11 protein-coding genes are annotated in these 12053 nt (G+C 71.8%); all 11 read left to right on the top strand.

Translation table 11 applies throughout. The features are described from left to right. The first annotated feature begins 195 nt into the window (after nt 1-195). The 11 genes from AB0N73_RS13685 (at nt 196) to AB0N73_RS13635 (ending at nt 12012) form a co-directional block, all read left to right on the top strand. The gene (locus AB0N73_RS13685) at nt 196-594 is read left to right on the top strand and encodes a hypothetical protein (protein WP_363564377.1); all 399 of its coding nucleotides are present in this window, start codon (nt 196-198) and stop codon (nt 592-594) included. A 56-nt stretch (nt 595-650) separates the two neighbouring features. Continuing rightward, a complete protein-coding gene (locus AB0N73_RS13680) occupies nt 651-1871 on the top strand; it encodes a S8/S53 family peptidase (protein WP_363564375.1) in 1221 nt (406 codons plus the stop codon). Then, nucleotides 1868-3205 carry a hypothetical protein gene (locus AB0N73_RS13675; RefSeq protein ID WP_363564373.1) on the top strand — a complete coding sequence of 446 codons (1338 nt, stop codon included), beginning with the start codon at nt 1868-1870 and terminating at the stop codon, nt 3203-3205. The genes AB0N73_RS13680 and AB0N73_RS13675 overlap by 4 nt, the downstream gene beginning before the upstream one ends. 34 nt (nt 3206-3239) lie before the next feature. Next, nucleotides 3240-3557: a WXG100 family type VII secretion target gene (locus AB0N73_RS13670; RefSeq protein WP_363564371.1), complete on the top strand. Its 318-nt coding sequence runs from the start codon at nt 3240-3242 to the stop codon at nt 3555-3557. A 2-nt stretch (nt 3558-3559) separates the two neighbouring features. Continuing rightward, nucleotides 3560-3850, top strand: a complete 291-nt coding sequence (locus tag AB0N73_RS13665; protein WP_363564369.1) for a WXG100 family type VII secretion target — start codon at nt 3560-3562, stop codon at nt 3848-3850. A gap of 178 nt (nt 3851-4028) precedes the next feature. Further along, on the top strand, nt 4029-5399 hold the full coding sequence (locus AB0N73_RS13660) for a hypothetical protein (protein ID WP_363564367.1): 1371 nt from the start codon (nt 4029-4031) through the stop codon (nt 5397-5399). Then, on the top strand, nt 5396-6478 hold the full coding sequence (locus AB0N73_RS13655; RefSeq protein ID WP_363564365.1) for an RDD family protein: 1083 nt from the start codon (nt 5396-5398) through the stop codon (nt 6476-6478). The genes AB0N73_RS13660 and AB0N73_RS13655 overlap by 4 nt, the downstream gene beginning before the upstream one ends. Nucleotides 6479-6525: 47 nt before the next feature. Continuing rightward, nucleotides 6526-10452, top strand: coding sequence for a type VII secretion protein EccCa (gene eccCa / locus AB0N73_RS13650; protein WP_363564363.1), 3927 nt, complete (start codon nt 6526-6528; stop codon nt 10450-10452). Between the two features lie 215 nt (nt 10453-10667). Next, a complete protein-coding gene (locus AB0N73_RS13645) occupies nt 10668-10958 on the top strand; it encodes a WXG100 family type VII secretion target (protein ID WP_363564361.1) in 291 nt (96 codons plus the stop codon). Further along, nucleotides 10955-11698, top strand: a complete 744-nt coding sequence (locus tag AB0N73_RS13640; protein WP_363564359.1) for a hypothetical protein — start codon at nt 10955-10957, stop codon at nt 11696-11698. Before AB0N73_RS13645 ends, AB0N73_RS13640 begins: the two co-directional genes overlap by 4 nt. Then, on the top strand, nt 11695-12012 hold the full coding sequence (locus tag AB0N73_RS13635) for a hypothetical protein (RefSeq protein WP_363564357.1): 318 nt from the start codon (nt 11695-11697) through the stop codon (nt 12010-12012). The genes AB0N73_RS13640 and AB0N73_RS13635 overlap by 4 nt, the downstream gene beginning before the upstream one ends. Nucleotides 12013-12053 lie beyond the last annotated feature (41 nt).

Below are 12053 nucleotides of genomic sequence, written 5' to 3'. Positions count from 1 at the left end.
CCTCGAACAGATCTCCTCCAAGACCGAAGAGATCTCCCAGGGCTACGTCTCCACCGACAAGTCCGCCGCAGGACGCTTCGCACTCTAAACACCACACCGCGCCTTCGCTGAAGGCACGGCTGCGGGTCGGGACGGCATCGCCGCCCCGACCCGCAGCACCCACATCACGACACACCGCACGACCACGGGGGAATCATGGGCCTTGGCGCAGAGATCGGGTTCACGCTCGGCATCCTCACCCAGAACATCAACCTGCTGCTCGAGCAGGCCGGGGCACTGCCCGACCCCGCGGACGTGCAGCGCGCCGAGGGCGCCTCCACGGAGCCTGCCCAGTCGGCCATGCGCGAGCGCCTGCGGATCATCGCACGGGGCATCGCACAGAACACCGAGACGGTGCGTGCGCTCGTGGAGACCAACAGCACCGCCTTCCAGCAGGCCGCAGCCATGCACGTCGAGAACGAGGACGCCGGCTCGCTGCAGAGCCGTCAGGAGGACGCCTTCGTCGAGGGCATCCTCGCGGCGCCCGCCCCGGCCGCCCCCACACCCCCACCGACGCCTGCTCCCGGCACCGGTGGCGCGCCGACGGCATGGTGACGCGGCCCTCGCGCGTCGCCCCACGCTCCCGACGCCTTCTTCTCCTCTCGGCCCTCGTGACCGCCGGCCTGGTCTCGGCCGTGCCGGCGTCCGCCGCCACCACCGCCGACGGCAACTGGTGGTACACGGCGTACGGCGTCGACGCCGTACACGCCGAGGGCTGGACGGGCGACGGCGTGACGATCGCCGTCATCGATGGCCAGATCAACCCGGACCTCCCGGATTTCGCCGACGCCGACATCACCGTCTCCGACACCACCGGCTGCACGAACATCCCTGCCGAAACGACCGAGTACAGCCTGTCGTCGTCGCACGGCTCGACGTCGGTGGGCCTGCTCGTGGCCAACGGCACCGGGCCGAGCGGCCTGCGGGGCATCGTGCCCGACGCCCGCATCATCTTCTACTCGAACCCCACTGAAGAGGCGTGCGACCCCAATCCCGCGATCGCGGCCGCCGACAGCGACCCCGCCATGTGGATGATCGGTCAGGCCCTCGACGACGGCGCCGACATCATCAGCGTCTCGCAGAATGGCGGCAGCCCGGACGGCAGCGCGACGGTCGCGCGCGCGATCGCGGAACAGGTGCCGATCGTGGCGGGTGTGACCAACGACGCATTGAACCAAGGCGGCGGCGTGCCCGCCTCGCTGCGCGGGGTCGTCTCGGTCAACGCCGTCGACGCGAACCAGCGGTTCCTGACGACGTCGACCGGTCTCGAGAACGCCGTCTTCGACACCACCATCGTCGCGCCCGGCAACGGCGTCGCCGTCCTCGGCGCGAACGGCAGCTGGGACGAGTTCGAGCTGGCCGACGGCTCGTCGCACGCCACACCGCTCGTCGCCGGCATCCTCGCCGCCGCGATGCAGAAGTACCCCGACGCGACCGGCAATCAGCTGCTCCAGTCACTGGCACGCAACACCGGGCCCGAGGACCACGAGCTCGCCTACGACGAACGCGGCGGCTACGGCTACGGCGTCGCATCGCTGCAGCACGTGCTGCGCACCGATCCCTCGGGCTACCCCGACGAGAACATCTTCCTCGAGCACGGTGCCGAGGTTCCGGACGACGAGGCGTTGGCGGCGGCCATGGCCGCGGTCGAGGCGACGCCTCCGGCCTCCGACGCCCCGGATGCTCCCGACCCGGGCGCCGCGGATGACGGCATCGCCGGCATCGTCCTCGTCGTCTCGATCGTCGGCATCGTCATTCTCGCGGCCGTCATCATCCTGACGATCGTGCTGGTACGGAGAAGCAAGAACGCACACCGAGAGGGGCAGTCATGAGCGACTGGGAACAGCGTCTGCGCAATCTGGCGGAGGGCGAGGCGTGGTACCTGCCCGCCCTCTACAACGTCACCACCGCGATGAACCAGCTGCGGTCGCTTCTCGATCGGGTCTCGAGCGAGACCGGACTGGTCGGGACGACGGATGAGGCTGCGACGATCAGCCTCCAAACGGTGAAAGCGTCGATCGATGAGCAGATCCGATATCTCGAGAACGACCTGCCCACGGCGATCACGAACGCGAACAACGTGCGCGAGAGCGCGCACCGGGAGCTCGCGGCACTCGGCAGCGGCGAGCTGAGCTCCGAGCAGCGCGCCCTGATCCGGGGGGCCGCGGCAGGTGCCGTCATCCCGTTCGGCCCGTTCTCGATCGTCGCCGGCGAGGGGGCGATCGCTCTCGCCGACTGGTACATGGGCAACCAGCGCGACGACCAGGCCCGTGACGCCGTCGAGCGCGTGAGTGACGAGTACGACATCGCTCGCCAGTCTCTGCCGAAGCCGCCGGAACTGTACATCCGCGACGGAGGAGACGACGCCCCCGGCGAACCCTCCTCTCCGTCGACGCCGTCGTATCCCGGCGGTCCCGGTGGCACGGACGGCGGACCCAGCTTCCAGCAGTACCCCGACTTCGACATGCCCCCGGCGGGACCTCCCGGTGGCGGCACCGGTGGTGTCGTTCCGACGTACCCCGGCCCGGGCGGGAACGGCATCTTCATCCCCGGCGGCCCCGGTGTTCTCCCCGGCGGTCCCGGCATCATCCTCAACCCCGACGGGCCGACGGACGGCGGCGTGCCGTCGTTGCCGGGTGGACCGGGCGTGGGCACGCTGCCCGGCGGCCCCGGCGGCGCGGGCGGCATCGGTATCGGCGGCTCCGGTGGCGGGGGCCTGGGCGGCGGGATGACCAGCGGCCTGGTCGCCGGCGGTGCGGGCGCGGCTCTGGGCGGTCTGGGCAAGGCGGCGGCCGGCGGTGGTCTCGGGCGCCTCGGCGGCGCCGGCGGCCTCGGTGGTCTGGGCGGTGCGGGCGGCGCCGGCGGTGCGGGCGGTCTTCGCGCGGGCGGCCTGGGCGGCGGTCTCACCGCCAACGCCGGCGGTGCCGCGGGCGGTCTGCTCGGCAAGGGCGGCACGGGCGTCGGAGTCGGTGCGGCCGGCGAAGCCGGCGGGTCGCGCGGCCCGGCCGGCATGATGGGCGGCGGTGGCGGTGCGCCCGCGGGCGGCGGCGGTCGGAACGAGAAGAAGGGTCGCGGCCTGGGCGGGCCGGTGGCTCCGAAGCTCGAGGACGACGCCGATTTCGGTCCCCGGTCGGAGAACGCCGGTTCCGGCGGACGCGACGAATGACCACGATGATTCTTTCGATCAGTGAGGGGCTCTCATGAGCGATCAGATCTCCGCAGAAGAGGGCGCACTGCGCCGAGGGGCGGAAGCCGTCTCGAACACGCACTTCGACATCGCCGACGCGACGCGACGCGTCGGGGCCGAGCTCGAGCAGATCCAGGCGATCTGGCGCGGGGACGCGTCGCGCTCCTACACCGAGATGGTCCACACCTGGACGGCGGGTGCGCACCGCATCAACCAGACTCTCGTGCATCTGGAAGAGGCCCTGCGTTCCACGGAGCGGTCGCAGGCTGCACTCGAAGAGCAGCACCAGTCCACCATCGGCGGGCTCGGCGCGATCATGGGAGGACAGTGACCATGGCAGACCTCAGCGTCTCCCCCGCAGCACTCAGCGCATCCGCCGCAGAACTGCGCCGCGAATCGCAGCGCATCGAGATCGCACTGCGCACCCTCGAACAGGAAGCCAACCGCCTCCGCGGCACCTGGGACGGCGCCGCACGCGTCGCCTACGACAACGCGCAACGCGAATGGTCGCTCACCTTCGAACAGATGAAGAGCGTCCTGGCCACCATCGCCGGCGCCACCGAGAACATCGCCACCAACTACGTCGAAACCGACCGCAACTCCGCCAAACTCTTCCGCCGCTAGGTCGCGGCGGCACCGCGTGTACACCCCTCCGGGGACGTTCATGCCGAGGCTGCGCGAAACGATACGCTGACGGAACGCGACGAGGTGGGGGACCGGACAGATCCATGGCTAACGCACACGGTGGGCTGCGGCGACGAGTGCCGCCGGTAGCACCCCGCGCGGAGGCGACAGCACGATCATGACGACGGACACCATCGACCGACGCCGGCTCGCCATCCTCGACGGCGACGCGCGCCACGACCTCGTCGTCCCGATCGACGCCACCCTCGCGGACGCACTCACCGTGCTCGGCATCCGTCAGGAGGTCGGGCGCGACGTGCTGCTCGAGGTCGACGGCCGCGAGGTGAGCCCGCTCGTCCGCGTCGACGAGCTCGCCGACGGCACCGTGCTCGCCCTCGTCGATCTCTCGCAGCGCCTCACCCCGCAGGGGCGTCGGGGCCGACGCCGCGAGGGACGCGGCGAGGCTCCGGGGGCCTGGTGGATGCTGGGCGGCGTGGGATTGCTCCTCGCGGTCCTCTCGCTCTTCGTGCCGGAGGCGTTCGACCCGTCGACCCGCATCGCCGTCGCCGTGATCGTCGGTCTCGGCGCAGTGGCCGCGGGCCTCCTGGTCGCCGCGCGCGCGACGCCCGCCCGCCCCGGCGCCGACGCGGAACTCGTCGCGGTCCTCCTGCTCGCCTTCGCCGCCGGAACTGCCGTGATCCCCGTCCTCCCCGCGGCGACCACCGTGCTGCAGGTCTTCGTGGGCCTTCTCGCCGCGAGCGTGATCGCCGCCCTCCTGGCCCTCGTCGGCCGGCCCGCCGGCATCCACGCGCGACTCAGCGCCGCCACGACCCTGCTGCTGGTGCTCGCGGGCGTCTGGGCACTGGCTCTCGTTCTGGGTCTTCCCCCCACCGCCCCGGCGGCCGTCACCCTGGGGCTGGCCCCGGTCGCGCTGCGCGTGCTGCTCGCCACGCTGGTGGACGTGCCCCCCGGCATGTTCATCGACTACGCGCAGTACCAGACCACGCGGTGGAGCGTGCGCCAGCAGCTGCCGGAGGAGATCAACTCGATCGCGGCGACCGATGCGCGCAATCTCGTCGCCCGCTCGACCGGTCGGCTCGTGGCCGGAACGTTCATCCTCACCGTCGCGGTCGTCCTCTGCGCCCCCCTGGCCATCCCGGACTTCGGCGCGTCCGATCCGCTCGTGTTCTCGGCGCGCATCGCGCTGGCGGCGACCGTCGTCCTCGCTCTGCTGCTCGGCGCGCGAAAGTTCTCGACGCCGCTGCTGCGGTGGCTCCCCCGCATCGCCGCCGCGGCGATCGTCGTCGTCACGGTCCTCGCCGCGACCCGTGACGCCGGCGCCGTGGAGCTCACCGTCATCGCCGGTATCTGCCTCGCCGTCGGCGCTCTCGCCGCGCTCGTCATCATCCCCGCCTCGCGCGGCGCGAACTCCCTGCGGTGGTCGCGCCTCGGCGACGTCTTCGAATGGATCGCCATCGCTCTCTCGCTGCCTGCGGGCCTTCTCGCCGCCGATACCGTCGACATCCTGCGTGGGATGATGGGCGCATGAGTCTGCCGCCGCAGTTTCGGGGCGAACCCGCCGGCGTCGGTGCTCGACTGGCCGCGTTCACGATCGACATCGCGATCGTCGCGTCGGTGACCGCCGCCGCATGGATCCTCAGCAGCTCGGCCGTCTTCGGCGTGCTCCTCGGCGTCGAAGCGGTCCTCGGTCTGTGGATCCTTCAGGCCCGCACCGGGGTCAGCCCCGGCAAGGCGCTCATGGGCCTGCGCGTCGCCCGGACCGACGCACCGTACTCGCCCGGCGCCGGACGCAGCTTCGTCCGCGGCTCGCTCGTCGCCCTCGGCGGACTCGTCTTCGCGGCCGGAGCGTGGGTGGTCGAGGGCTCGGCCGCCGGCGACCGCTCCGGCGCCCGGCGTTCCTGGGCCGACCGCGCGGCGCAGACCGTCGTCGTCGCCGTCCCGCGACGCCCCGCATCCGAGCGGTTCGCCCGCGCGCAGCGGGGCGGCGGCGCATCCGACGTGATGGCCGTCCCCTCCCCCACCGTCGTCGCGCGTCCCTGGTCTCCCGCACCCGTGTCGGCGGAGAAGGGCCGGGGCCCCGTCCCGCCGCCGCTGCCCCCCGAGCCCGCAGCGGTCGCCGCTGCCGCCGCACCGGTCGCCGCCGCCTGGGGCGAACCGGCATCCGCCTCTCCCGCCGCATCGGCCGACGGCAACACCGATCAGCCGGCCCGCCCGACGGGAGCCGTGCCGTTCCAGCCGGCCGCCGAAGAGCCGCTGTCGGGCGAGCTACTGCTGATCTTCGACACCGGCCAGCGCGCGCAGCTGCCGCTGCCCGTCGCCGTGAACCTCGGCCGCAACCCCGAGCAGACCGAGCCGACCGACGCCCTGGTGACCGTCCGCGACCCCGACTCGAGCGTGTCGAAGACCCACCTGCGCCTCGAGTACGACCGCGGCGGGGTCTGGGTCACGGACGCGGGTTCCACCAACGGCACCGACCTCGTGGACGAGGACGGCCGCAGTCAGACGCTTCATCCGCACGCCCGCACCTTCGTCGACGACGACACGCGTATCCGCATGGGAAACCGCGTGTTCACCGTCAGCCGCCTGATCGGAGATCCCTCCTCGTGAGCAAGGGACCACGCCTGGCACCCCCCACCGTCCCCAGCGGACGGATCGTGGTGCAACCACCGCCGGAGCTCGTGCCGAACGAGGGCGGCAGCAGCATGCTGACCTCGCTTCTGCCGATGCTCGGCAGTGTGGGCGCGATCGTGATGGTGACGATCTCGAACGCGGGCCCGACCGGGTTCATCACGGGCGGCATGTTCCTGCTCTCCTCACTCGGCTTCGTGGCCGTGAACGGATGGCGCCAGCGCGCGCAGCGGAACGCCCAGGTGCTCGGCAACCGTCGCGAGTACCTCGCATACCTGGGCGAGCTGCGGGAGACCGTCCGCGTCGCCGCTCGCAAACAGCGCCGCCACGGCGCCTGGGTGACTCCGTCGCCCTCCGCACTCCCGTTCATCGCCGAGGAGCGCACGCGCGTGTGGGAGCGCCAGCCCGGCGACGAGGGGTTCCTGCTCACCCGCATCGGCACCTCCGACCAGCCGCTGTGCATCTCGCTCGAGGCCCCCGACCTGCCGCCGCTCGCGCAGCTCGACCCGGTCGCGGCCTCCGCCGCGCACCGCTTCATGCTGACGCACGAGATGCAGCCGGCGCTCCCCCTGGGCCTCACCCTCACGGACTACGCCAAGATCGAGCTCGTCGGCCCCGACGAGGAGGCCGTGCGTGCTCTGGCGCGCGCCCTCGTGGTGGGAGCGGCGACCCTGCAGGATCCCGAGGACGTCGTCGTGGCGATCCTCGCGGGTGAGGCGCAGCTGCCCGCCTGGGAGTGGGCGAAGTGGCTGCCGCACGCCCTGTCGAGCCGCGCGAGCGACAAGCTCGGCCAGGCCCGCATGATCGCGTCGTCGCTCGACGACCTCGAGGACCTTCTTCCCGCGGGGCTCCGAGAGCGCCCGCGTTTCGTCCGCGGCAGCGGCGGTGTCACACCGCACGTGCTGCTCGTGGTCGACGGCGTGCGCCTGCCGATGGGCGACCCCGTGGTCGGCGGCGACGGCATGCAGGGGGTGACCGTGCTCGAGATGCCGACCCGGTGGTCGGAGCTCGAGAACCCCGACGTCATCCGCATCGCCCTGCCGCCCGCCGAGTCGAGCGACCGCCAGGCGGAGCTGATCGATCTCACCGAGGGGTCGAGCCACTTCCTGCCCGACACCACCTCCATCGCCGAGGCCGAGGCGACCGCCCGCCGGCTGATGCCGCTGTATTCCAACCCGGCGGCTCTGGCCGACACGGGCAGTCAGACCCAGGGCCAGCGGGAGCTCGTCGAGCTGCTCGGTCAGCCCGACGTCCGCGAGATCGACTTCGACCGCGCGTGGTCGGGCCGCCTCGAGCGCGACCGCCTGCGAGTGCCGATCGGTCAGGACACCTCTGGCGCCCCGCTCGTCCTCGACCTCAAGGAAGCCGCCCAGCAGGGCATGGGTCCGCACGGCGTCATGATCGGCGCCACCGGCTCGGGTAAGTCCGAGGTGCTGCGCACCCTCGTGCTCGCGCTCGCGCTCAGCCACTCGCCCGAGCAGCTCAACTTCGTGCTCGTCGACTTCAAGGGTGGGGCGACCTTCGCCGGCATGGCCGGGATGCCGCACGTCTCGGCGATCATCACGAACCTCGGCAGCGAGCTCGCCCTCGTCGACCGCTTCCAGGACGCCCTCCAGGGTGAGGTCGTGCGCCGCCAGGAGCTGCTGCGCGCGGCCGGCAACTTCGCCAACGTGTTCGACTACGAGAAGGCGCGCAAGGGCGGTCGGACCGATCTGGCCCCGCTCCCGGCGCTCCTGATCGTCGCCGACGAGTTCTCCGAGCTGCTGGCGGCGAAGCCCGAGTTCGTGGAGAGCTTCATCAACATCGGTCGCGTCGGCCGTTCGCTGCAGGTGCATCTGCTGCTCGCCTCGCAGCGGCTGGAGGAGGGGAAGCTCCGCGGCCTCGACACCTACCTGTCGTACCGCATCGGTCTGCGCACCTTCTCGGCCGCGGAGTCCCGCACGATCATCGGCACCCCCGATGCCTACACGCTCCCGCAGGAGCCCGGTGTGGGCTACCTGAAGGCCGACACCGACAATCTCGTCCAGTTCAAGGCCGCCTACGTGTCGGGGACGCCGAAGACGCGCATCCGCGGCGCCATCGGCGAGGCCGGCGCGGGCCAGAGCGACGAGGCCGCGCGCATCGAGGTCTTCACCGCCGCCCCGCAGCCCCTCGAGTTCGAAGAGGTGCCGGACGACTCGTCGCGCGACGAGGTCCCGCAGCCCAGCGAGGAGCGTTCGACGTTCCAGATCGCCGTGGAGCGCATGAAGGGCTACGGGCCGCCCGCCCACCAGGTGTGGCTGCCGCCGCTCGCCGACCCCGCCTCGCTCGACGAGCTGATGCCGGACATCGCCGAGGACCCGACGCTCGGCCTCGTCTCGCCCGGATGGCGGCGGGTGGGCAACCTCACCGTGCCGCTCGGCATCGTGGACGTGCCGCTCGAGCAGCGGCGCGAGAACCTGGTGGTCTCGCTCGGCGGCGCCGCCGGTCACGTCGCGATCGTCGGCAGCCCGCTGAGCGGAAAATCGACCCTCGCCCGCACGCTCGTGTCGGCGCTCGCGCTGACCGCGACCCCCCTCGAGCTGCAGTTCTACGTGCTCGACTTCGGCGGCGGCACGTTCACGGGCCTGCAGAAGCACCCGCACATCGCCGGCGTCGCGACCCGCACCGAGGCCGAGGCGGTGCGACGCACGGTGGCCGAGGTCGAGTCGATCATCGACGACCGCGAGCGATACTTCCGCCAGAACGGTATCGACTCGATCGACACCTACCGGCTGCGGCGCAGCCAGGGACTCGTCGACGACGGCTACGGCGACGTCTTCCTCGTCGTCGACGGGTGGGCGACGCTGCGCAGCGAGTACGAGGCGCTCGAGACGCGGGTGCAGACGATCGCGGCGCGCGGTCTGAGCTTCGGCGTGCACGTCGTCGTCACCGCCAACCGCTGGCTCGAGATCCGCGCGAGCCTGAAGGACCTCATCCAGACCCGCCTCGAGCTGCGCTTGGGCGACCCCTCCGACTCGGAGATCGACCGCAAGCAGGCCGCGAACGTCCCGGCCGGTCAGCCGGGCCGCGGCCTCAGCGCGAAGCGTCTGCAGATGCTCGGCGCACTCCCCCGCATCGACGGCTCCGGCGACGCCGGCGCCCTCGTCGACGGGATCGACGCCATGATCGCCCGGGTCAACGCCGCCTGGCAGGGACCCGCCGGACCCAAGCTCCGTCTCCTGCCGGAGCTCATCGGCCTCGATGCCGTCCGCGCGCAGGCGGGGGCCGACGACCGCCGCATCCTGCTCGGCGTCGACGAGGCGAAGCTGTCGCCCTTCGGCATCGACCCGAACAAGGAGGCGCACCTCTACCTGTACGGCGATTCGGGCACCGGCAAGTCCGCGTTCCTGCGCGGCATCGTCCAGGAGATCACGCGCCTGTACGGGCCGAGCGAAGCCAAGATCTTCGCCGTCGACTACCGCCGTTCCCTGTTGGGCGACATCCCCAAGGACTATCTCGGCGCGTATCTCACCTCGCACGAGCCGGCCGCGAGCGGGATGGCGGAGCTGTCGGCGTTCTTCTCCAGCCGCATCCCCGGCCCGGATGTGACGCCCGAGCAGCTGCGCGAGCGCAGCTGGTGGAAGGGCGCCGAGGGCTTCGTGCTGATCGACGACTACGACCTCGTCGCGACGAGCCAGGGAAACCCCATCGCGGTCCTGCAGCCTCTGCTCGCCCAGGCGAGCGACGTGGGTCTGCACGTCATCCTCACGCGCCGCAGCGGTGGCGCGAGCCGAGCGGCCTACGACCCGATCATCCAGCGCTTCACCGACCTGGGCGCGACGGGCATCCTGCTCGGCGGCAGCCCGGAGGAGGGTCCGCTGATCGGCCGCATCAAGGCCGCGCCCGCCGCGCCGGGTCGGGCCCAGGTCGTGAGCCGCGAGCACGGGCTCGTCGCCGCGCAGCTCGTCTTCGCCCCGCCGCACCACCTCTGATCACGACGCGGGAGCATCCGACGGCCGGCGCCCGCGCGTCGGCCGCCGGGCCACAGGACTTGTCCACAGGATGACGCACCTCCGGGTGCGCGATGCCGCCGCCTCCTAGGCTGAAGTCGGGGGAACGGTCCTCGCCTCGGCGAGATACCGACCACTCGGTCGCACCGCGGTCGGGACTGCCATCATCGGCACCCCTGCGGCCGAAAGGACTCACGATGGCGGACCTGTCCGTATCCGGCGAGGGATTGGTGCAGCTGCGCGACGCCCTCGCCCGCACCAGCCGCTCGCTCTCCGCGACGCTCGCCGAGCTGGATGAGCGCGTGGCAGTTCTGCGCTCGGCGTGGTCGGGAGACGCATCCGACGCCTACGACCGGGCGCAGCGGGAGTGGACGAGGAGCCTCGACGAGCTCGCGCGCATCGTCCAGGAGTACTCGGATCGTCTCGCCGAGATCGACGCCCGCTACCGACAGGCGAGCGAGACCATCGGAAAGAAGATCTGGCGATGAGCGGTGCCGGGGGTCGATTCGCCGACGTCGCCGATGCGATCGCGGGGCTGCGTCACGCCGTCGCGTCGATGCAGGCGCAGTGGCCGGCCGGGGAGACGTTCGACGGAGAAGACGCCTCCGGTGCGCTGAGCGTGACGATCTCCTCCGCGGGCGACGTGATCGCCGTGCGCTTGAGTTCCGACTGGGACCGCCGCCTGGAGCTCCGGGAGCTGGCTCGGGCCGTCAACCAGGCCGCCGGCAACGCGTCGGCCCGCCTGGCCGAGGACTGGATCGACCGGGCAGCGCCCAGCGAGATCCCGCTCGGTCCGCGTCCGAGCGCACAGCCCGACCCGTCGCTCTCGCAGTACCGCGCGCGGGTGCCCGCGCCGACGTCGCGGGAGGATCTCGAGACGAAGTTCGCCCTCGCCGCAGCCGCCCGCGCCGAGTACCGCCGCTACCGCGACGGCCTGGCGGAGCTGTCGCGACGCGATCGCTTCACCAGCCCCGCCCGCATCTTCGAGGTGCTGCGCTCGCGCACCACCCTGCTCGCGCTCGAGACCGACCGCGACCGCGTCGTCTTCCAGACACCCGAGGTCATCGCCGACGACATCACCGCGGCGCTGGCCGAGATCCGCCGACGCGCGGCCGACGACCAACGTCGACTCGACGAGTCGATGCCGGCGCTGACCGAGGTTCGTGAACACACCGCACGCCGACTCGCCGCACTCCGCGGCGGACGCCAGGAGGAGGCCCGCGCATGAGCGATCAGATCGATTTCTCCGTCATCTTCGACCACTTCGTGAAGGATGCCGCCAAGTGGCGCGACATCGGCGCGGTGGTGGACGGCGCACGTCAGACCGGAAGCGGCGTCGAGACCGTGCCGACAGCGGTGACCGACGGCATCTCGTACGCCGCGGGCTTCAGCACCCAGTACAACACCCTCGCCGCGTGGACCGTGGCCTACCTGCAGGACGGTCGCGACGCCATGGAGGCGATCGCCGTGGCCCTCGAGGACACCCGGACCGAGTACCTCGACAGCGACGAGTACGCCCAGTGGAAGTCGCAGAACCCGTGATGACCCGCACGACAAGCCCGATGACGAGCGCAGACGAGGAG

Origin of the sequence: Microbacterium sp. NPDC089189, from assembly GCF_040685095.1 — a bacterium.
Classification (GTDB): Bacteria; Actinomycetota; Actinomycetes; order Actinomycetales; family Microbacteriaceae; genus Microbacterium.
This window is presented reverse-complemented; position numbering and strand designations above follow the sequence as displayed.

Bases quoted from the DNA above. Each gene is read 5' to 3' on its own strand.
- AB0N73_RS13685 (WP_363564377.1), top strand. From the start codon at position 196: ATGGGCCTTGGCGCAGAGATCGGGTTCACGCTCGGCATCCTCACCCAG.
- AB0N73_RS13675 (WP_363564373.1), top strand. From the start codon at position 1,868: ATGAGCGACTGGGAACAGCGTCTGCGCAATCTGGCGGAGGGCGAGGCG.
- AB0N73_RS13670 (WP_363564371.1), top strand. From the start codon at position 3,240: ATGAGCGATCAGATCTCCGCAGAAGAGGGCGCACTGCGCCGAGGGGCG.
- AB0N73_RS13665 (WP_363564369.1), top strand. From the start codon at position 3,560: ATGGCAGACCTCAGCGTCTCCCCCGCAGCACTCAGCGCATCCGCCGCA.
- AB0N73_RS13660 (WP_363564367.1), top strand. From the start codon at position 4,029: ATGACGACGGACACCATCGACCGACGCCGGCTCGCCATCCTCGACGGC.
- AB0N73_RS13655 (WP_363564365.1), top strand. From the start codon at position 5,396: ATGAGTCTGCCGCCGCAGTTTCGGGGCGAACCCGCCGGCGTCGGTGCT.
- AB0N73_RS13645 (WP_363564361.1), top strand. From the start codon at position 10,668: ATGGCGGACCTGTCCGTATCCGGCGAGGGATTGGTGCAGCTGCGCGAC.
- AB0N73_RS13640 (WP_363564359.1), top strand. From the start codon at position 10,955: ATGAGCGGTGCCGGGGGTCGATTCGCCGACGTCGCCGATGCGATCGCG.
- AB0N73_RS13635 (WP_363564357.1), top strand. From the start codon at position 11,695: ATGAGCGATCAGATCGATTTCTCCGTCATCTTCGACCACTTCGTGAAG.